The organism is Desulfitobacterium sp. THU1 (assembly GCF_038181555.1).
In the GTDB taxonomy this organism is placed as follows: Bacteria; Bacillota; Desulfitobacteriia; order Desulfitobacteriales; family Desulfitobacteriaceae; genus Desulfitobacterium.
The window spans coordinates 1-19,226 of sequence record NZ_JBBWUA010000003.1 but is presented as its reverse complement, the minus strand read 5'-3'; the positions used below and the strand labels follow the sequence as shown (position 1 = coordinate 19,226).

Below are 19,226 nucleotides of genomic sequence, written 5' to 3'. Positions count from 1 at the left end.
ATGGCTTGATTATTTGATGTATTTTATGGGTGTATCTTCCTTGATTCCATAGCACTGCTTCATAAAGTAGGGCATGCTATTCCAATTCCCTAGATTATAGCCGTAGTAGCTTGGAGGCACTTTTTTCAGGACCAGTTCTCCTTCTTTTTCTACCATATGGTATTGCTTAATTGCTCCAAGGTTATAGTTTTGCGGAATAGATGCCTGGTAGTAGCCGTGCAACGTAACTCCGAAGGTTGCAACAGAGATAAGGCTAAAAAGCGCGCCCATGCTGTACCGCAGAAACTTGCCTTTTCGTTCAGACCCTTCGACTCGGGACCGAGTAAAAAGATAATGTACAAGGGTGAGTAAAACAATTCCACCGGCTGTTAAGGCAAGGAGCTTTTCCTGAAGGCTTAGTGTAACCAAGAAAAAAGCCAAAGATAAGTATAGATTGTTCCTCCGGAAAGCAAGGAAGGAATAAAACATAAAAACGCTCAATAAGAGCAGTGAAGGAAACATGACCTTATAAGCTGCTGCATAACGAGCCTCCACCACAACCAACATGATTTGAGCGCCGATTGCATTGATGCTGTTAAAGAGCAAGAAAGGGTAGTTTTTCTTTACGAGCAGGAAAGCTGAAGTGTAAACAACGGAGAAAAGATAAAGAAAAGAGAAGCCTATAACACTCAACCCGTAAATGGAGAGAAGATTTCCTTGAGTTAGATCGATAGGAACCTCCTTATAAAGAAGAAAGTAGATATACCCGATTAAGGCCAAGCTCAAACTAATGCTCAAGAATCGGTTAAAGATGATCTGCAAACTGTGAAGGGGCTTTACCATAAGCCAAAAGATACAACTTAAGCCGATAAGTAAAACAAAGGGAGCAGCAGGTAAAGAAAACAGATTTGTCTTGAGAAGTTCAGTAATCACTTCTATGAGTACTACATCATTCCCCGCGGTTTTTTCCCAAAGTAAACGTTTGAAAGAACCAAAGGTGACGATTCCATAACCCAATAGCATAACCCCATAGAAGGGAAGAAACGTTTTAAAGGGTAATTTTTTGCGGTATAAGGAAAGATAGATGGATATCATCACGGTATAACCGATCCCGATCATCCCTACTTGCTGAGTAGAAGAGCCGACAAAGAAGCCCAGGAGAATAAGCAACCCCTTTCTGAGTTGACTGTCGGAGTTGATTTGGGTATAGAGCAGATAGGAGTATAATAGCGCTAGGGTCATGGGATAAAGATAATTAAAGGCACAGGCAGCATAATAAACCGTGGTATGGGCAATTCTTAGAGGCAAAAACAGAAAGAATAAAGAACTGCAAAGTAGGGCAATCCAAAAAACAGGGTTGCCCTTTTTGGCATTCAAAGAGGATTCAGAGAACGTCGCCATCTTGGCTAGGACATAGACGACCAGAACAAGTACAAGGGGATTGAGAAGGCGGAAAAGCTCGATCTGCGGTTTAAGAATCAGAACCATAGCCCCACCAATCCAAGCACGACCATTGGAATTCAGTTCATCTAATATGGCTTTCGGCAGGTAGCTTAGCCCATATTGGGCATCACGGCTGTAGTATAAATCATCTGCATATAGGAAAATGTAGCGATGAATCCAGATCATAGCTAAAAGAAATAAGATCAGGATTAATCCTTCTCTCACAGTTAGTTTAGAACTCTGCTTCACCTTAATGAATGCATCTTTAAGCAAGATATCACTCCAAGTTTTGTATAAAAGTAGAGGGCTTACGTCAATAATTGAGTAAGAGCAAGCAATTATTGGCATTGCTCAAACTATAAAATCTCTAGTTGGAGGAAGTTCTTTGATCTCAATTATCCTGCCCGTATATAACGAAGAAAAGCAAATATACGCTAGTGTGCAAAAAATCCGCAACATAGTATTAAGCGCAAAGATTAGAAACCAAATTATCCTGATTGACGATGGATCAACGGATGGATCGTGGTCTGAGATGCAGAGATTAACTGAAGACTTTAATAATGTATTCCTTCTCAAATTCAGTAGAAACTTTGGTAAGGAGGCAGCTCTGTGTGCGGGACTAGAGGCTGCAACCGGTGATGCTTCCTTGATCCTTGATGCAGATCTCCAGCATCCTCCTGAGCTGATTCCGGAGATGGTTCGTCTCTGGCGTGAAGAAGGATATGAAGTGGTCGAGGGGGTCAAAGTTAGGAGGGGTAATGAAACCCTTGGAGGGAAAATTGCCGCCTTGACCTATTACCGCTTGTTTAATAAAGCCACTGGAATTAATCTAACCAATGCATCGGATTTTAAACTCTTAGACCGTAAGGTCGTAGAAGCTTGGAAGACTCTAAAAGAAACCGATACCTTTTTCCGAGGGATGTCGGCTTGGCTAGGGTACCGACGAATCCAGATTCCTTTCGAGGTTCAAGAGCGTAGGGAAGGGATATCTAAGTGGTCTTTACAAAGTTTAGTCAAGTTGGCTATCGATTCTATAACATCCTTTAGCACCATGCCTCTACACATTATTACTGGACTAGGGATTGCGCTTCTGCTTTTTGACGTGGTCTTAGTTGGTCAGACTCTCTATATGAAGTTTAGCGGTCAAGCCTTTACCGGTTTTACGACAGTCATCATCTTAACCCTGGGAATTGGCAGCTGCATAATGATCAGCCTTGGCATTATCGGAATTTATATTTCTAAGATCTACGACGAAGTTAAGGGAAGACCACGCTACATCGTCACTGAGCAGAAAAAAAGCGAGGTCAAAAGTATCCGTCGAAAAATTCAATAAGCCTTATTCAATGATGCTTATTCAATTGTTTTAGGGGGAGGGGATTGTATTTTTTCCAAATACCTAATCGTGGGTGGATCCACGGCACTTCTGGAACTTCTTATCTTCCTCGGATTGCGTCGGGTAATGGAGTTTGATGTGGTCCCAGCAAATATTTTAGCCGTTGGGATTGCCACAGGAGTAAACTTTTTAATGAATCGCAATTGGTCCTTTCGCAGTAATACTAGGGTCAGTCGCAGCTTGCTTTTGTATATCACGCTCATCCTGTTTAATATGGTTTTTACAACTTGGATGATTACCCTCCTTGTGAGTTGGGGAGTGATAGATTTTTGGGCAAAATTTTTTATGATGGGCGCAGCAACAGTGTGGAATTTTCTCCTCTATCGGAAAGTTGTTTTTGTTAATTGAAAAAAGCATCAGAGAGTCTTAGACTATCGATGCTCTTTCTACTCACCCTTCAAAGGTATAATGATAGTTTGCCTATGTACGTGAATACCTTGTTAATGATATCTTTCAGATCTAGTAAAATACTGACTTGATTGTATTAGATCTCTTTCGAAAATATCCTTTAACTCATAGGGGAGTACACTATCAATTAATTCTGCAAGCTCCTCTGGAGACTCTTTCATACCTCTTTGCCCCCATCTGAAAGTAAGTTCACTCGCAATAAAGGCTGCAGCATCAATCTGAAAGAGTAAGTGGGCAGTTGGTTGGATCTTTTTATACTCAATTAGTGTTGTGGTATAGATTTCTATTGAGTGACGATATGCATATCTCCTAATTGCGTTGTAGTCCTCGGAATAGGCGGCATGAGCATATATCGCTTTTTCTTTATTCAGTTCAGTAAATAATTTGATATGTGCCTGTAACCAAGTAAGTGTACGCCCGACTTCATGGAGAGTTTCCTTAGCCAAAAGCTCAAAATGCCAAGTGACTACCGAATATTTATCCTGAAAATACCGATAGAAAGTCTGACGAGAAATGTGACACTCATCACAAAGTTGTTTGATGCTAAGATGGTCAAAATTATTTTTTTCCAGTAGGTAACCAAGGTCGTGAAATATTCGCAATTGCACTTCGTGGTATTTTTTCATCTTGCAGTGCTCCTTAATATAGAATTCCTGTTTTAAAGAACCCCTTACATTAAGTTGAACTCAATTGTCATTATAAATAGAATTAAAAACTAGATTCCTTTAGAACATCAATTCAGGAGAAAAAAATGACATACTTACATAAGAATATAGCCGATAATGCCACTTGGAAACAATTTGAGTCAGAAATACAAGATAGATGTTGAAAAAGATATTTAAGAATTTACAGTTTAATCAAAGTGTAACTTCAAATAGATTGATATGCTTGTTACAATTATAACATGGATTACATTAATTGGAGTAAATTTGGGAAATTTACTTTTCGTTCAATTGTGTAAAGATATAAGACTGTATCACTACCACGTTTAGTATTAAAAAAGGAGGTGGGAGCTTAAATAGATTAAGGCTTAGTTTGTGAAAATAATATTTAGGAAAAAGGAGAGGAAAGAAATGTCAGAGAAAAGAACAGACGCTGATGGAAAGCAATTATCCCGGAGAGACTTTTTGCGGAATACCGGTATCTTAGCCGGAGGAGCAGTTCTTGGCACGGGTTTATTAGCAGGCTGCTCGGAAGGTACGGCCAAAAGTACTCCTACTCCTGCTGAGGTGTGGGACTATGAAGCAGATGTTGTTGTCGTTGGTTTAGGTGGTGCAGGGGCTGCAGCTGCCATTGAAGCTCATGACGCCGGAGCCAAAGTTCTAGTATTGGAAAAACAAGCTAAAGATAAGCATTATCCGAACACGAGAATGAGTGGCGGCGTATGGCACAATCCCGACCCCACCGGTGATAGAGCAGCGCGGGTTGAATATATCAAAGCTATGATGAGCGGTGAGAATATTCCCTGGAAAAATGAAGGTGAGCAAGAACACGTATCCGCCGCTATGGCAGAAATGTTTGCTGATGGAATCATGGAAGTTGAAAAGTTTTTAATGGCTCAAGCCCCTGATCTAGATCCTGCTGGTATGGCTCCTGGTGGAGAGGCTTCTTTCCCTATGTTCCCCAAGTTTAAAGAAGCTAAATATGGTAAGACCATTAGTACTCGATATAAAGATTTTCAAAATGCTAACCGTGAGGTTCCAGCCTACGAGCAACCTAAAGAGCAAAAATCAGCCGGGGAAGCTTTTTATTGGGCCCTTGTAGAAGAAGGAATCAAAACAAAACGCCCAGAAATTCAACTTTTATTTAGCGCTCCTGCAAAGAAATTGATTCAAGGTGAGAACGGAGAAATCCAGGGTGTTATCGCTACACAAGAAGGCAAAGAAATTAAAATTAAAGCCAAGAAGGGAGTTGTTCTTTCAAGCGGTGGGTATGAATATAATATGCCCATGCGAAGAGCCTTCCTAGAGGGACCTGGAGTATCGGGCTGGGGGTTCTATGGTACAACCTTTAATACGGGTGATGGCATCGAGATGGCTATCCTTGTTGGTGCAGGGCTAGTCAAGGTGGCTAAAGCAGCTTCCCGGATTGAATCCGCTTTCCCCCATGGAGAGCACTTTGAGAAAAAAGGTCTCAAGATGGGATCTAACACAAGTGTAACCTCTTCTAAAAATAGCGTGATTGTCGATAACTTCGGCAAGAGATATACCGATGAGCATATTATCACAGATTCCAAACGACCTTACCGTTATCAATTTTACAAGGAAGCTGTACATTATGATCTTCTCACCATGAATTATCCTCGTATTCCAAGTTGGGTTATTTTTGATGAAACCCGGCGAGCTTCAAGTGCAGTTGTTAATATGACGGGATCCACAGTGGGCTATGGTTTCCTACCATGGACCAAAGATAATATGGATGCCATTCAAAGGGGATGGATACTCAAAGCAGATACTCTTGAAGAATTAGCTGAGAAGATCAAGGCTGATCCTGAAAACCGTGAGCTTATTGATACCAAAACTCTAGTAGATAATGTAAAGAAGTTTAACGAATTCTGTGCTGCTGGAGAGGATAAAGAGTTTGGTAGAACTCCGGCAACGATGGGTCCGGTTGAAAAACCACCTTTCTATGCTATGAAGCTTTATCCGGGAGGACCCAATACCAAGGGCGGAATTGATGCCAATGCCAAGAGAGAAGCTCTTGACTGGAATGCTAATCCTATACCAAGACTCTATACCGCCGGTGAAATATCCTCTGTATTTAAATTTACCTATCAAGCTGGAGGTAACTTAACTGAATGTATCGTTTGCGGACGTGTTGCAGGTAAAAACGTAGCTACCCTAACTCCCTGGTCATAAAATCTAAAATAAGACCTATGGATAAAGAGGGCCGGGAAATGTCTAGGCCCTCTTTACTAAATCTAAAACGATCAACAAGGAGAAGACTGCTATGGAGAAGTTCATACATGACTCAGAGCATATAACCACAATCGAGCTGATAAATCCAGTTCCAAAGGAAGTCGATGCTGGAAGGGATCTATTATTCCGAATAAGGGTTAAGAGTGGATGCAGTAGTGACCTTTTGGGTTGTAAGATTATAATTTTTAATGCTTTGAGTGAAGTAGTAAAAGAAGCTGAGCTCGCACTATTTGACGGAGCAAATAATGAAACCCATGATATATGGATCAAAGCTCCAGATCAACCCGATGAATACCTTTGGACTGTACTTTTCCCTGCTCAGCAAAAAGAAGGTATGTCATATAAAAAAAGTTCAGTGCTAATTTCGTTTACGGTTAAGCCGCATGTAATTTCGCTTAGTGTCTGGGGTGTACCCTCTCCTGTAAGCCAAGGAGAAATATTCAAGGTTAAAATCGGTGCCAAGTGTTCAGCTAGCTGTTCTCTTGCGGGTCTTCCTATAGTTATCGAGGATGAAAACCATCAGCAGGTGACTATTTGTAAGTTAGGAGAAGAAGTGCTACCCCAGACCAATGGAACGTACTGGTCAGAGCAAGAAATCGACGCACCAGAAGACGAAAGTCTCCACAAATGGGTTGTTCAAGGTCATACTCAATACCTAGAGCTACAACACCAAATCAATGCAGAGACCTTCTTGTTCCGTACTGCAAAGCCACCGGAATATAAGGTTACGATTGAGGTGTTAGATAAATACAACAATACACCTATAGAGGGCGCATACGTCATGCTGGGTTTATACAAAGCAACAGTGGATGAATATGGTATTGCCAGTCTCGAAGTGCCTGGAGGCAAGCAGGAGTTGTATGTTACAAAAGATAATTTTCTATCCTCCCAGGTGACTGTTGAGATTATAGAGGAAACCAAGATAAAGGTTGATTTGGAGTATTATCCTGTACTGTAGGCAAGAAATTGAAAAGTAGAAGAGGAAATAAGGAATCGGTATTATTAAGCAGGAAAAAAATAATCCAAGGGGTGATCAACCTGAAAAGACACAACGCAATGAGGCTAGTATTCCTTTTGTCCATATCACTCGTGATGGTGGGAATCATTGTCGGATGCTCAGCAACCGCTGATTCCACTACACCTCCGAAGACGACGGATACAGCTAGAGTTTCAACTCCACCAGCAACCGAACAGCCCACTCCACCAACTACAACATCTGGCGCGTGGTGGTCAGCGGACATGGACTGCTCTCTATGCCATTCTAAGAATGTGGAATCTATGGGAAACAGCATTCTTACTATTTCAGTACATGCCCAAGCAGGTCAAAAATGTGTGGATTGTCATGGGCTAGAAAACCTTCAAGAAGCACACAAAGGTGATTCTAAAATCCCTGAGACAATCAATGTTAGAATGCCAAAAGAAATGTGTTTTGAGTGTCATGGATCTTATGAAGAGATAGCAGCCCGAACAGTAGATAGTACTGTGCTACAGAAAAAAGACGGCAGTTATGTTAATCCTCATGTTCGACCCAATGAAAACCATGAAGAAAATGTTGAATGCTATAAATGCCATAAAATGCATATGGAATATGATAATAAAGCAAATTGCTTGAGCTGTCACCACACTGGGGAACTGACCTGTTATACATGCCACTAAATCTACTGAAGTGCTACAAAAGGGAACTTGCCCCTCAATAAGATACAAGAAGGCATGACAAAGATTAAGGCGCTACATCTTGAACAGTAAACATCTTGTTCAAAATGTAGCGCCCCTTTTATTAGATTTCCTGACTCAATAAGCTACAATATGCCGAACTTCCCAGTACAATTTATTTTAAAGGATGATCCCAACCCTTAAGGCCACCTTTAAGATGATAAATTTGATTGAAGTTTCTCTTTAGGAGAATTTTTACAGCTCTAATACTTCTGGCACCTGAGGCACAATAGACGATCAAAGGACGATCTTTATATTTTCCAAGTTCACTGATTCTGACTTCCAATACATTAAGTGGAATATTTTTTGCTTTTCCAATGTGACCGTCCACATATTCTTCTTTATAGCGAACATCAAGGACGACAGAATCTCGATTGTTTTTGATTAGCTCATAGGCTTCATCAGCATTAATATTTTTAACTTTCTTGTTTAGTAGGACAGAATAAGTATTAAACAAAAATCCTATTAGCACAGCAAAGATAAAGATCAAAATATATCCCCAGAGACTGTTGTTAAATAGTTCCAAATATTACTCCTCCTTTAATTGTGACTAGACTAGATGTTTTCCTAAACAGGGCAAAGCTGCTATTTGTTTTGGATAAGCTATTAATTCGAGATACTCATAAACAACTCCTTCCAAAAATGAAAACAATCGCAACAAGTGATTTATTCAAGTTGGGATGATAAACTATCAATAGAACACCCCGCCGGAGAATCGTTCGAACGCGCGCTAAGGAGGCTACAAAATGGATATCGAAATCAACAATGTGGCTAGTCATGAGGATTTTCAAGAAATAGAGCTCAAGCTTAAACTTCATGACCCCCAACTTGTGGAGAGCATATTGAAGGACTCCCTAATTATAAAGTTAAGTCGGGGCTTCAGGCCCTTAGTCAAAGAAAATATCACAACCTATTATGACACCTTCGATTATCGCTTGCTTGACAATCAAGTATGCTATAGAATTCGCAATTCGGCAGGGGAGTATACTGCTACTATTAAAGGTTATGGTTCTTCCCGTGAAGGCCTATCCATTCGTAGCGAATGGAATCGTAAGTTGAGTGATAATAAGCCATCTTTAGAACCTTTCATAGATTTAGATATTGGGCAAGAGCTGGAAAGAAATATAGGCAAAGGCGACCTTTTACCGATTTTTACAACTCGTTTTAAACGCACTTCGCTTGATCTTATTTGTGAAGATGGCAGTGTGATTGAATTGGCCCTTGATCTTGGAGAGATTGAAGCAGACGCAAAAAAGGAACCGATTTCTGAGCTTGAACTTGAACTTAAAAGTGGCCACATGGAAAATGTGCTGGAACTGGGTAACGTGCTTACGCAGAAATATTCATTGACCCCAGAAGATCAAAGCAAATATTATCGCGGACTAATACTTGTTGGGCTATTGAACAAGATTTCAACCGGTGACTGAGTCTATTGAGCAATAACTTCCACGACAGATTTATCATGATACTTACGTCTAATGATATGAAAATGAGGATAGTCAAAACGGGAACCATTTGTGCAGGATTATACCGAATTAGTTTTACTAGGAGGTTATTATGAGGAAATTATCAATAACAATAGGATCATTACTGCTTAGTGTAGCCTTAATAGTTACAGGCTGTTCGATTTTGCCGGGTTCAAATAATGATCCGAAACCACCCGGTTCAACTAACAACTCTCAGGAAATGACCAAGGATAAGATTGATTCAGCCTTAGGGGGAAATAAAGATATCTTTAACATTACATGGTCACCGGACAACACCCAAGTGCTATATCTCCAGACCGGAAATGCTGAGAAGAAAGGCCTAGATGAAGCCTATCTATGGCAGGTAGGAGAGGAAAAAGCTCAATTCGTTAGGGATGTTCAGCCCACGACTCGTAGTTTATCCTGGTCGCCTGATAGCAATTACTTTATCATCAGTGAAAAGCTAGGCGATGGCTCCAGCAATGGCATCATAAATGCCGAAACCTTAAAAGAAGGTTCTTTTAAGCCCACTAGCATGCATACTCCTGTTTGGAGTTCCGATAGCAAGGCTATCGCTTATGGCAGTGAGTTCCATGGATATGGAGATATTTGGGGATCCTTAGAGATTTACACCCTTGGTGAAGAGGACAGTGAATATTTCTGGCGGGCAAAAGACACCTACTACAAAGTAGAGTCTTGGGATCAAGAGGGAAACATCAATTACACTGAAGAGGATATCCTCAGCAAAGAAACCAAAAAGAAGAGTACCAAAAATATTCGACCTAGCATTTCTGGAGTGCATCTCGGGGATACGCGCGAACAAGTGATAGCAGCCTTAGGAAAGAATTATAAAGAGACTGCACCGAGTGGAGAAACAGGTCACTTCCCGGAGCAAGTCTATCGTTGGGACTATGAAGGCTATAAAGTGTTTATCGGGGAAAAGTCTGGTGCTGTTTTGGAAATCACTGCATCCTCCCCAGATGCGGTTACGAATCTAGGGGTAAAAATGGGGGATAGCGCTGAAAAATTATTCGCAGCCTATCGCTCGAAATATGTAGAGCCGGAGAGCATTCATGGTGGAACCCTTTATGGAATCTTTAAGGTAGAAGGCGCTGCTGCCCTAGCCTTTAATTTTGACACCGATCCAGCTCAATATCCGAGACAAATCAAGCCAACCAATAAAATCACAGGAATGACGTTGACCTATCCTGAGATTATGGATGATTCATTTTAAGGTAGAATTAAGTCAGGTATTGTTAGGTAAATAAGTTGGGTAGTCAGGTATTGTTAGGTAAAGTGATCCTGCATGTTAAGAGTGCAGGGTCACTTTTTTGCTAGACTTCCACGTTGTTTTTGTATGTCGAGCTAACAGTTGAGTCACTATATTTAGGCCAGAAATACAACTTCGTTGCAAATTGTGAAATAACCTTTCTACATTGGGTACACTATGAAACAATCATGAATAGATTAAACTCTGTAAGGAGAACGAAACATGATAAGCCTAACTTTTCAAGAAATCGACAATCAGCTTATGAAAGATAATAAACCCTCAGACTACATAATTGAATTAAGCAATACAGGTATATTTGAGACCGAATACCCCTTTACCCTGCTGGGAACGTTAAAAAACACACCCCAATCTCCGAAGCACCATCCCGAAGGTAGCGTCTGGAATCATACCCTCATGGTTCTAGACAATGCTGCCGAAAGAAAGCATAACAGCAAAAGCCCTCAGGTATTCATGTGGGCTGCCTTGCTTCATGATTTAGGTAAAGCTCCCACGACCCGTATACGCAAAGGGAGAATCACTTCTTATGACCATGATTTAGAGGGGGAGATGCTAGCCAGTCAATTTCTAAGTGAGTTAACCCAAGATGCGCAATTCATACAGCAAGTGGCCAAAATGGTCCGCTGGCATATGCAAATTCTCTTCGTAGTCAAGGGACTGCCTTTTGCCAATGTTAAGAAAATGGCCGCAGAGGTCTCCATTGAAGAAATTGCTCTTCTGGGTTTATGCGACCGTTTAGGTAGAGGAGAAATGAATCAAGAAAAAAAGCAGGAAGAAGAGCAGACCATAGAGAAGTTCTTAATCAGGTGTAGGGAGATCCTTCAATAACTTCGATTCAACAGCACACCTTTACTCAATATATGTACAAAAATTGTATAGAGTAAAGTTTAACATTATTTAAAAAGGAGAATCAGATTATGCGTGAATTCAAGGAGATTAGCCCTGAACAATTTATCCACAGCCCATTTCAACTTTTAGATAAAGAGTGGATGCTTATCACCGCAGGCAATGAGACCAAAGTCAATACTATGACAGCCTCTTGGGGGGGATTTGGTGTACTATGGAATAAGAATGTGGCCTATATTTTCATTCGCCCTACCCGTTACACGAAGGAATTTGTAGATCATTCAGGAAGCTTATCGCTATCTTTCTTTGATTCCAAACACAAAAAGCAATTGGGCTATCTGGGCCGTGTATCAGGCAGAGATGAAGATAAGATTAAAGAATCCGGCTTAACTGTTTTGAAGGCCGAAGATGGGACGCCTTATTTTGAAGAAGCAAGAATCACCCTCTTTTGCAAGAAGCTTTATGCTCAAGAGTTAAAGCCCGAGTGTTTTACTGAAGCAGGAATCGATGAGAAAAACTATCCGCTCAAGGATTACCACACCATGTATGTGGTCGAAATCGAAAAAATTCTTGTGGAGGAATAACTAATAGAAATTTTGCTATCGCATAACGAAAAAACTAGATTTGACCATTGAGTTTAGCAGAGTGAAGATCTGAAAACAAATGTATTTGAATAGCCATGATTTGGAGATATTGCTCAATAAAGAGGAATAGGCTCCGAGTCATGGCTTTCTATTTATATTAAATATTTTACATCTATCTTGACATCGGAAGAGAATGATGTATTATTGTATTAAGGGCTTAATACAATAATACATCAAAACAAGAGGTGAGACCATGTCATGGGAACTAAAAAATGACAGACCCATATACACCCAACTCATTGAACAGATTCAGTTAAACATTTTTTCTGGAGTGTACCCCTTAGGATCGAAGCTCCCATCGGTTCGGGATATGGCCCAAGAAGCAGCCGTTAATCCCAACACCATGCAGAGAGCCTTAGCCAGATTAGAAGAAGATGGATTGATTATTACCTACCGCACGAGCGGTCGGTCGGTAACGGAGGATGCACGAATGGTAGAGCTGGTAAAAACAAAAGTTGCCCAAGAGCAGATTCTCGAATTTCTCGAAAAAATGAAAATGATGGGCTTTGACCGAAAAGAGGTTTTAACTATCATCAATAAGTTAGCGGAGGAGATGAGATAATGACTCCGATCCTAGAATGCAAGGGATTGACAAAAAAATATGGTTCCAAGGTCGCCTTAAGTAATTTTAATTTGACTTTAGAGCTAGGTCAGATCGTGGGCCTGTTAGGACCAAATGGTAGCGGCAAAAGCACCCTCATTAAGTTGGCCAATGAGCTATTGACCCCTACTAGTGGTGAGATTCTTATTGCGGGAAAGAGACCTGGAATCGAGACTAAGAAGCTTATCTCGTACCTCCCGGAAAAAACCTATCTCAACGATTGGATGAAGGTTCATCAAATTATTGAACTCTTCCAGGATTTTTACGAGGATTTTAAGCCGGAGAAGGCTTACGATATGCTGAAAAACCTCAATATAAATCCCAACGATCGCTTGAAAACCATGTCCAAGGGAACCAAGGAGAAGGTCCAATTGATTCTGGTCATGAGCCGTGAAGCGGATCTTTATCTTTTAGATGAGCCCATTGGTGGAGTGGACCCAGCAGCACGTGACTATATCTTGAAAACGATTTTAAGTAATTATAACGAGAAGGCAACTGTCCTTATCTCCACGCACCTCATTTCAGAAATTGAAAATATTCTTGACTATGTGGTATTCATTAATCAAGGGCAAGTAGCATTGACCTCGACAGTGGATGAAATTCGCAGTGAAAAGGGTAAGTCTGTTGATGCCTTATTCCGGGAGGTGTTCAAATGTTAAGCAAACTTATGAAATACGAACTTAAGGCCACAGGGCGAATCTTCCTGCCCTTATTTCTGGCTGCCCTAGCCTTTGCCCTGATTGCACGCTTAACGCACGCCTTCAGCGCGGGACAACAGTGGGGAACACCTGCTGTGATCAGTATGGTCATGTATATTTCGGTAATGGTTGGCATGTTTGTTATGACCTTGATTATGACCATTCAACGCTTCTATAAGAACCTTCTCTCCGAAGAAGGCTACCTCATGTTTACTTTACCTGTTAAGCCTTGGCAGCACATCGTCAGCAAAATGCTGATTTCCATGTTTTGGGTCGTGCTCAGCATTGTTATTGCTATGATCTCCATTGTCATGATCGGCTATCGAGCGGGGGACTGGGGACGGTTCATCGGAGAGTTAGGGCCGTCCATACAAGAAGTATCTGATTTTCTAGGCGCTTCTATCTATCTGTATTCCTTCGAGGCTATCCTTGGAATCATCTTTTCTTTAGCCTCGGCGATTTTGATCCTCTATGCATCCATTGCCATCGGCAGCTTATTCAATCAGCACCGCGTCCTAGCTTCCTTTGCTGCTTTTATCGGTCTCAATACTTTAACCCAAATTATCACCATGGTAATCACAACAATCCTAGGCTATAACTATGACCACAATTTTGTAATTAACTCAGCAAATTTCCATTCGATGGAGACTCAGATTCACTTCTTTATCGTCTTTACCCTTATTATTTCTGCTCTAATAACCACAACTTACTTCTTCATCACAGAGAGAATATTAAGCAAGCGCTTGAATTTAGAATAAGGACCAAAGTATAGAACAAAGGCGAAAAACAATGCCCCGAGCGCATCCAGGATAATATCTAACATGGTATCATCGATTCCTACCCCTTGATAGAGGGTGCCAAAGATACTATCCATAGAATACTCATAGATCTCCCACACTCCACCGGCAGCAACAGAGAAGGAAAAGGCAAATAGTGCGGCAAGGATACGGTTGTGTCGACTCTCTTGCTCAAGGGTAGGATTCAGGTACATCATTAATAATAAACCCATCTGAGCAAAAATTAATCCAGAAGACCCGTGGAGCATCTTGTCCCACCACCAAAATCGTATATAGAAATGGTTGGCGGTACCGAGAAACATTGAAGCATAGAAAAAGAGGAACAAGACTGTAAGAAAGCCTTGGGGGATGAGTAGCTTGTATTTTTTCTCCAACAGAAATGGAATAGACATGAATAGCCATGTGAGAAGGCACATCCCCGTAGATAACCAGTTGAAACTGGCAAGATGGACAAGAAACATGGGGATAATCGAGGCGCATAATAAGATATAAAGCCAAAAGATAAATGATCTTTTCCTATCCATTATCTACTCCTTAAGCTTGAAGTTCTTGATAACACACCATATATTGGCTATAATTTCCTTAGAAGAGGATTTTAATGCAAAAGCTAGAGGCGGGGAGTATGAATTCCTGCTTTTGCTTTTTGTCAGCACTTATTTAGTGATTAGAATGTCTTTTTTAGTGATTAGAATATCTTTTTGAGTACCAAACTATTAATATACAAGAATCCGTAGAAGGGAGTTAACCTATGGATCAGGCACTAATCCGGACCCATCAATTAACTAAGCGCTATGGGGATGTCCCCGTGGTTGACGGCCTTAATCTTGAGGTTAAGGGAGGGGAGATTTTTGGCTTTCTTGGTCCCAATGGAGCAGGGAAGACCACGACCATCAAAATGTTGACTGGTCTGATGGAGCCTAGTGCAGGAGAAGCCTTTATCTGTGGATATGATCTGCGCAAGCAGTCAACTGAAGCTAAAGCCATGATGGCCTATGTTCCTGATCAACCTAAACTCTACGGCAAGCTTTCGGCTTGGGAATTTCTACAGCTGATGGGGGCTCTTTATCGGATACCTAAGGACATTACTCGGAAAAGAGCTGAGCAACTCATGGAGATGTTTGGTCTTTCACAACGAGCGGATGAACTCTTAGAAGGATACTCCCATGGTATGCGCCAAAAAGTCGTCCTAGCTTCTGCCCTCATTCACCAGCCCAAGGTAATACTCTTGGATGAACCGACGGTAGGGCTTGATCCGGCCAGTGCTCGGCTTTTAAAGGATGTCTTACAAGAACTAGCCAAGCAAGGAGTAGCGGTCTTTATCTCTACGCATATCTTGGAAATTGCCGAACGAATGTGCCATCGGGTAGGTATTCTCAAATCAGGACAACTTATCGCCCAAGGAAGTCCTGAGGAATTGCGTCAAAAGGTCGGTCATGGTGGAGAAAGTCTCGAAGATATCTTTCTGGAGCTCACGGGTGGACAGGAAAATGACGAACTACTCAAAAGCTTGGAGGGGGATCGCCAGTGAGCCAGTCCTTCGGTCAAGATTTTATGCTGCTCTTAAGAAGCCAACTTCGCGTGTCTTGGAACAAATTTCGGTACCGTGCCAAGAAAACCATCCTTGTGGGCTTGTTGATTGCATTAGGTATCCTTGCCTTCATTTCTTCTTTGGGTTACCTAGCTTACGGGGCTTTAGAATCGATGACTTACGAAGCCCTTCAGGGATTTCTTTCCTTGCTCTTTCTGGGGGGATTAGTAAGTCAGATCTTCTTTGGGATTACGGCAGCCTTTGCTACTCTCTATATGTCGGAGGATTTAGAACTGCTTTTTATGGCACCCGTTTCCCTCAAAGCTGTATTTGCGGTTAAGTCTCTGACTGTCATCGGTAGCAATTTAGTTGCGGCCGCTTTCTTCGTGTTTTTGCCGGGTTTTTTTTATGGTCTATTTTTTCAGGCAGGGGTTGCCTTTTATGTCTTAGTAGTATTGGTAACTTTAGGGTTATTAGCCTTGGGAACGGCTATCGCTGAGCTTCTCAATATGCTGGTCATGCGCCTTGTCCCACCCCATCGTAGTAAGGAAGCTGTTGGTTTTATCGGTGCTTTGGCGGGTATTATGATTGCCCTATTTTTTCAAATTCCTAATATGCTCATGAATCAGGATGAAAAAGTCGATATGTCGGCTTGGTTTACAGGCAATCAAGAGCTCCTAAACGTCATGAATTATTTTCCTTGGGGCTGGGGTGCCCAGTCTTTAGTAGCTGGGATTTCGGGAGAATTTTTAAGCGGTCTCGGGTGGAGTCTCCTGATCCTCTTTGTGGGAGTCTTGCTCTTCATTCTTGCCTTTAATTTAGTGGAACGGGGGTTCCGCAGGGGATTTATCTCCCTCAGTCAAGGAGAGGGTGGACGGCAGAGGACTAAACAGCGGAAAACTAGCTCGATGACTGTTGCTTCAGATTCCTCTGTAGCAAAGCAATCTCAGCAATCTCCTGTCAAGAGCTTTTTAACTCAGGATGAAGTAAGTACACAGAAGGCCTCCTTGCTGTACGGTGCTTGGTCTGTCGCGAAGAAAGACTTGCTTTACTTAAAGCGGGATAGTCGAGAGTGGTTTGGTTATCTAACTCCTTTGATTATTATGGCCTTCTTCATTGCCCAGTACCTCTTTGCAGCCACTCCGGGTTCGGAGAGCTCGCTGATCACGATCTTCATCATGTATACCATTATGTTTAGCGGAAACATGGCCCTCCAATCCTTTGGCCGAGAAGGGGAATCCGATTGGCTTTTGAACAGCGTTCCTCTAGGGGGATGGCCCGTGGTTTGGGGGAAACTGTTGGCGGCTGTACTGCCCACGTTAGTTTTGATGGAAGCTTTGTTGGTGGGAACAGCGGTGGCTATTAATCTAAGCACCACTATGATCCTAGCCTTGGCCATCGGTGCGATCTTCCTCTCTTTTGGTTCCAGCTCCATCGGACTGTTTTACTCGATCAATAACTGCCGGTTTAATCCGGATAGTCCGCAGCAGCGCATTTCACCCGGTGGTTCTTTATTTATGTACTTCGTCAATATGCTGTTCGTTCTCTTATTGTCCATAGGACTTCTCTATCTATTCCGTCCCGATGAGTTGGTAGTATTTCTGCAAGGACTTCCTCCCTATACCTATGAAGGCGGATTCTGGTCAGCCCTTCTCTACGCTCTTTACCTCCTTAGTCGCCCCTTGCTTTGGACCACTTGGGCTCGGGTGCTCATTGGGGCTCCGGTTACCTTAATCGTATGGGCAACCGTATTTTTTGGATTTATGGCTGCCACGGTGCGACAAAGTAGAAAAGGCTTCCGAGTAGAAATAATTACGAGTAAGAAGAAAAAGAAGAAGTAGAGGTGTTTAAGCATCTCTTTAAAGAATAATGAAGGTAGGAGTTAAGAATGACCCGTGAAATTCATCACATTCTTCAAAATCAACAACATCTGGAACAATTACTGAAGGTAAAGAAACTTAACCTTCTCTACTTCAGTTCTTCCAGTTGCAACGTTTGCCATGTCTTTATGCCCAAGGTATTGAAATTAGCGAACGAATATAATATCCCAGTGGTGGAAATCGATATCGAGAAACATAGGGAAGTGGCCGGTCAAACCTTGGTCTTTACTGTGCCCACTCTTCTAGTTATGCACGAGGGAAAGGAAATACTCAGAGAAAGTCGTTTTATCGACCTCCAAAATGTTGCCCGCTTGGTTGAACAAGTCATAGAGTGAGGGAAATCAAATAGCATAGATGAGGAAAATAGCATGGATGACGAGAAAATGAAATAAAGTATTTGCCTTAAAATGAAGGGTTTTTAAAAACAATATAGAATTGTAAATAATATAAACTAAGGCACCCTATCAAAATTGTTTTGATAAATATGAAGGAGGGTCACTGATGAAAAAATTATTTAAGTGTACAGTCTGCGGTTTTATTGGCGAAGGTGAAGTTGCACCAGAAAAATGTCCTAAATGCGGTGCTCCAGCGGAGAAGTTTGAAGAACTTTCAAGCGAAGCCGCTGAAAAAGTTTACCGTTCAGACAAGACTAACGTGATCCACATGGAAGTTATCGCGTTGGCTGACAAGATTATTAAGCTTAGCCAAGAAGGCATCGAAGATAATTTGGATCCTAACTGTGTGATTACCTTCGAAAAAGCGATCAATGAAGCTTGGACCATGAAACAAAGATGCAAAGCTGAATTAGCTGCCCATATGAAAGTGGGTAAATGGTAATCCTGTAAACTGCTGTAGGTGATTCAGGTTCTCTTGATTTGACTATGCAATTTGCAAAATTAGGGCTTAGACGTGAAGTGTTAGACTCACGGCTAAGCCCTTTTATATAATTTGTTTAAGGTGATTTCTGATTAATGTTTCTACTTGATAGTTGTTAATAAGATTCTAGCAATAAATGGGTGACTACTATATAATGAAGACAAGATTATTTGAAATCTGGGTAATATAAAATAACTAGATTTTTAAATGGACTAAAGAAATTGAGGTGAAGATATGATAACTTTTGGGATGATTACACCAATGGTAGCCGTTATTTTACTTATTATTGCTCTCCTTATTTTTGGCCCAGGAAAGCTTCCTGAGGTCGGAAAGTCGTTGAATAAGAGTGTTAAGAATTTTCGGAGGGAAATGAATACAGTTGATGCTGAGATCATCAGTGAGGAGAAGAAGGTAAACCCTAAGGAAGAAAAAGAAGAGTAGACTGAAGGAAAATATGCCCATTGCTCTGCAATAATCTCCAATGGTATATTAAAAGGACTTTCATAGTAGAGTCTACACATAAAACAATTTGAAACTAGAGATAGACTTGAGAGGGAGATGCAGAGGATGGAATCGAATAAAACTTGCGTATTTTGCAATAAAGGTGGGCAATTGATACACAGCTCAGAACAAAATTGCGACGTTCACAGCCAATGTATTGTGTCTAACTTGGGTAAAGATAATCAGATTGCCATCTCAATCGCCAAGGAATTTGACATGATTCCGAATTACAGCCAGTGTGGATCGG

The 19,226-nt window shown here is 41.4% G+C and carries 22 protein-coding genes; 18 read left to right on the top strand and 4 right to left on the bottom strand.

Going from position 1 to position 19,226, the window contains the following annotated elements; translation table 11 throughout:
* Positions 1-9 precede the first annotated feature (9 nt).
* The gene (locus tag AAC978_RS03905; RefSeq protein ID WP_341546688.1) at positions 10-1,695 is read right to left on the bottom strand and encodes a DUF6056 family protein; all 1,686 of its coding nucleotides are present in this window, start codon (positions 1,693-1,695) and stop codon (positions 10-12) included.
* A gap of 112 nt (positions 1,696-1,807) precedes the next feature.
* On the opposite strand from AAC978_RS03905, the gene AAC978_RS03900 reads away from it, so the two are divergent.
* Positions 1,808-2,755 carry a glycosyltransferase family 2 protein gene (locus tag AAC978_RS03900; protein ID WP_341546687.1) on the top strand — a complete coding sequence of 316 codons (948 nt, stop codon included), beginning with the start codon at positions 1,808-1,810 and terminating at the stop codon, positions 2,753-2,755.
* A gap of 69 nt (positions 2,756-2,824) precedes the next feature.
* The gene (locus tag AAC978_RS03895; protein ID WP_341546686.1) at positions 2,825-3,163 is read left to right on the top strand and encodes a GtrA family protein; all 339 of its coding nucleotides are present in this window, start codon (positions 2,825-2,827) and stop codon (positions 3,161-3,163) included.
* A gap of 92 nt (positions 3,164-3,255) precedes the next feature.
* Here the strand turns inward: AAC978_RS03895 and AAC978_RS03890 are convergent, their stop codons facing one another.
* On the bottom strand, positions 3,256-3,849 hold the full coding sequence (locus AAC978_RS03890) for a TetR/AcrR family transcriptional regulator C-terminal domain-containing protein (RefSeq protein WP_341546685.1): 594 nt from the start codon (positions 3,847-3,849) through the stop codon (positions 3,256-3,258).
* 447 nt (positions 3,850-4,296) lie between these two features.
* Here AAC978_RS03890 and AAC978_RS03885 point away from each other — a divergent pair, with 447 nt between their 5' ends.
* From AAC978_RS03885 to AAC978_RS03875, 3 genes are all read left to right on the top strand, one after another.
* Positions 4,297-6,081, top strand: coding sequence for an FAD-dependent oxidoreductase (locus AAC978_RS03885; RefSeq protein ID WP_341546683.1), 1,785 nt, complete (start codon positions 4,297-4,299; stop codon positions 6,079-6,081).
* Positions 6,082-6,172: 91 nt separating this feature from the next.
* On the top strand, positions 6,173-7,099 hold the full coding sequence (locus AAC978_RS03880) for a hypothetical protein (protein WP_341546682.1): 927 nt from the start codon (positions 6,173-6,175) through the stop codon (positions 7,097-7,099).
* Positions 7,100-7,197: 98 nt separating this feature from the next.
* Positions 7,198-7,797 carry a cytochrome c3 family protein gene (locus tag AAC978_RS03875; protein WP_341546681.1) on the top strand — a complete coding sequence of 200 codons (600 nt, stop codon included), beginning with the start codon at positions 7,198-7,200 and terminating at the stop codon, positions 7,795-7,797.
* A 172-nt stretch (positions 7,798-7,969) separates the two neighbouring features.
* Here the strand turns inward: AAC978_RS03875 and AAC978_RS03870 are convergent, their stop codons facing one another.
* Complete coding sequence (locus AAC978_RS03870; protein WP_341546680.1) at positions 7,970-8,380, bottom strand: rhodanese-like domain-containing protein; 411 nt, start codon at positions 8,378-8,380, stop codon at positions 7,970-7,972.
* Positions 8,381-8,600: 220 nt separating this feature from the next.
* Here AAC978_RS03870 and AAC978_RS03865 point away from each other — a divergent pair, with 220 nt between their 5' ends.
* From AAC978_RS03865 to AAC978_RS03835, 7 genes are all read left to right on the top strand, one after another.
* On the top strand, positions 8,601-9,281 hold the full coding sequence (locus tag AAC978_RS03865; RefSeq protein ID WP_341546679.1) for a CYTH domain-containing protein: 681 nt from the start codon (positions 8,601-8,603) through the stop codon (positions 9,279-9,281).
* Between the two features lie 130 nt (positions 9,282-9,411).
* Positions 9,412-10,554 (top strand): TolB family protein, encoded by a 1,143-nt coding sequence (locus tag AAC978_RS03860; protein ID WP_341546677.1) that lies wholly within the window; start codon positions 9,412-9,414, stop codon positions 10,552-10,554.
* Positions 10,555-10,812: 258 nt separating this feature from the next.
* A complete protein-coding gene (locus AAC978_RS03855) occupies positions 10,813-11,436 on the top strand; it encodes an HD domain-containing protein (RefSeq protein WP_341546675.1) in 624 nt (207 codons plus the stop codon).
* An 89-nt stretch (positions 11,437-11,525) separates the two neighbouring features.
* Positions 11,526-12,038: a flavin reductase family protein gene (locus tag AAC978_RS03850; RefSeq protein ID WP_341546673.1), complete on the top strand. Its 513-nt coding sequence runs from the start codon at positions 11,526-11,528 to the stop codon at positions 12,036-12,038.
* A 253-nt stretch (positions 12,039-12,291) separates the two neighbouring features.
* On the top strand, positions 12,292-12,660 hold the full coding sequence (locus AAC978_RS03845; RefSeq protein ID WP_341546671.1) for a GntR family transcriptional regulator: 369 nt from the start codon (positions 12,292-12,294) through the stop codon (positions 12,658-12,660).
* Complete coding sequence (locus AAC978_RS03840) at positions 12,660-13,358, top strand: ABC transporter ATP-binding protein (RefSeq protein ID WP_341546669.1); 699 nt, start codon at positions 12,660-12,662, stop codon at positions 13,356-13,358. Before AAC978_RS03845 ends, AAC978_RS03840 begins: the two co-directional genes overlap by 1 nt.
* Positions 13,352-14,155 carry a hypothetical protein gene (locus AAC978_RS03835; protein ID WP_341546667.1) on the top strand — a complete coding sequence of 268 codons (804 nt, stop codon included), beginning with the start codon at positions 13,352-13,354 and terminating at the stop codon, positions 14,153-14,155. The genes AAC978_RS03840 and AAC978_RS03835 overlap by 7 nt, the downstream gene beginning before the upstream one ends.
* Here the strand turns inward: AAC978_RS03835 and AAC978_RS03830 are convergent.
* Positions 14,104-14,586: a hypothetical protein gene (locus tag AAC978_RS03830; protein WP_341546665.1), complete on the bottom strand. Its 483-nt coding sequence runs from the start codon at positions 14,584-14,586 to the stop codon at positions 14,104-14,106. The genes AAC978_RS03835 and AAC978_RS03830 overlap by 52 nt on opposite strands.
* A gap of 356 nt (positions 14,587-14,942) precedes the next feature.
* Between AAC978_RS03830 and AAC978_RS03825 the strand changes: the two genes are divergently transcribed.
* The 6 genes from AAC978_RS03825 to AAC978_RS03800 form a co-directional block, all read left to right on the top strand.
* Entirely contained in the window at positions 14,943-15,722 is a 780-nt protein-coding gene (locus tag AAC978_RS03825; RefSeq protein ID WP_341546663.1) for an ABC transporter ATP-binding protein, read from the top strand.
* A 23-nt stretch (positions 15,723-15,745) separates the two neighbouring features.
* Complete coding sequence (locus AAC978_RS03820; RefSeq protein WP_341546935.1) at positions 15,746-17,563, top strand: putative ABC transporter permease subunit; 1,818 nt, start codon at positions 15,746-15,748, stop codon at positions 17,561-17,563.
* A gap of 47 nt (positions 17,564-17,610) precedes the next feature.
* Positions 17,611-17,937: a thioredoxin family protein gene (locus AAC978_RS03815; RefSeq protein WP_341546662.1), complete on the top strand. Its 327-nt coding sequence runs from the start codon at positions 17,611-17,613 to the stop codon at positions 17,935-17,937.
* 166 nt (positions 17,938-18,103) lie between these two features.
* On the top strand, positions 18,104-18,439 hold the full coding sequence (locus AAC978_RS03810; protein WP_341546661.1) for a rubredoxin-like domain-containing protein: 336 nt from the start codon (positions 18,104-18,106) through the stop codon (positions 18,437-18,439).
* A 273-nt stretch (positions 18,440-18,712) separates the two neighbouring features.
* Positions 18,713-18,919 (top strand): twin-arginine translocase TatA/TatE family subunit, encoded by a 207-nt coding sequence (gene tatA, locus AAC978_RS03805; protein ID WP_341546659.1) that lies wholly within the window; start codon positions 18,713-18,715, stop codon positions 18,917-18,919.
* Between the two features lie 126 nt (positions 18,920-19,045).
* The coding region (locus AAC978_RS03800; RefSeq protein ID WP_341546657.1) for a hypothetical protein at positions 19,046-19,226 on the top strand (181 nt) is incomplete at its 3' end.

Excerpts from the sequence above, each read along its gene's own strand:
- AAC978_RS03890 (WP_341546685.1), bottom strand. The coding sequence starts at position 3,849 with ATGAAAAAATACCACGAAGTGCAATTGCGAATATTTCACGACCTTGGT.
- AAC978_RS03885 (WP_341546683.1), top strand. The coding sequence starts at position 4,297 with ATGTCAGAGAAAAGAACAGACGCTGATGGAAAGCAATTATCCCGGAGA.
- AAC978_RS03880 (WP_341546682.1), top strand. The coding sequence starts at position 6,173 with ATGGAGAAGTTCATACATGACTCAGAGCATATAACCACAATCGAGCTG.
- AAC978_RS03875 (WP_341546681.1), top strand. The coding sequence starts at position 7,198 with ATGAGGCTAGTATTCCTTTTGTCCATATCACTCGTGATGGTGGGAATC.
- AAC978_RS03865 (WP_341546679.1), top strand. The coding sequence starts at position 8,601 with ATGGATATCGAAATCAACAATGTGGCTAGTCATGAGGATTTTCAAGAA.
- AAC978_RS03860 (WP_341546677.1), top strand. The coding sequence starts at position 9,412 with ATGAGGAAATTATCAATAACAATAGGATCATTACTGCTTAGTGTAGCC.
- AAC978_RS03855 (WP_341546675.1), top strand. The coding sequence starts at position 10,813 with ATGATAAGCCTAACTTTTCAAGAAATCGACAATCAGCTTATGAAAGAT.
- AAC978_RS03850 (WP_341546673.1), top strand. The coding sequence starts at position 11,526 with ATGCGTGAATTCAAGGAGATTAGCCCTGAACAATTTATCCACAGCCCA.
- AAC978_RS03845 (WP_341546671.1), top strand. The coding sequence starts at position 12,292 with ATGTCATGGGAACTAAAAAATGACAGACCCATATACACCCAACTCATT.
- AAC978_RS03840 (WP_341546669.1), top strand. The coding sequence starts at position 12,660 with ATGACTCCGATCCTAGAATGCAAGGGATTGACAAAAAAATATGGTTCC.
- AAC978_RS03835 (WP_341546667.1), top strand. The coding sequence starts at position 13,352 with ATGTTAAGCAAACTTATGAAATACGAACTTAAGGCCACAGGGCGAATC.
- AAC978_RS03830 (WP_341546665.1), bottom strand. The coding sequence starts at position 14,586 with ATGTCTATTCCATTTCTGTTGGAGAAAAAATACAAGCTACTCATCCCC.
- AAC978_RS03825 (WP_341546663.1), top strand. The coding sequence starts at position 14,943 with ATGGATCAGGCACTAATCCGGACCCATCAATTAACTAAGCGCTATGGG.
- AAC978_RS03820 (WP_341546935.1), top strand. The coding sequence starts at position 15,746 with ATGCTGCTCTTAAGAAGCCAACTTCGCGTGTCTTGGAACAAATTTCGG.
- AAC978_RS03815 (WP_341546662.1), top strand. The coding sequence starts at position 17,611 with ATGACCCGTGAAATTCATCACATTCTTCAAAATCAACAACATCTGGAA.
- AAC978_RS03810 (WP_341546661.1), top strand. The coding sequence starts at position 18,104 with ATGAAAAAATTATTTAAGTGTACAGTCTGCGGTTTTATTGGCGAAGGT.
- tatA (WP_341546659.1), top strand. The coding sequence starts at position 18,713 with ATGATAACTTTTGGGATGATTACACCAATGGTAGCCGTTATTTTACTT.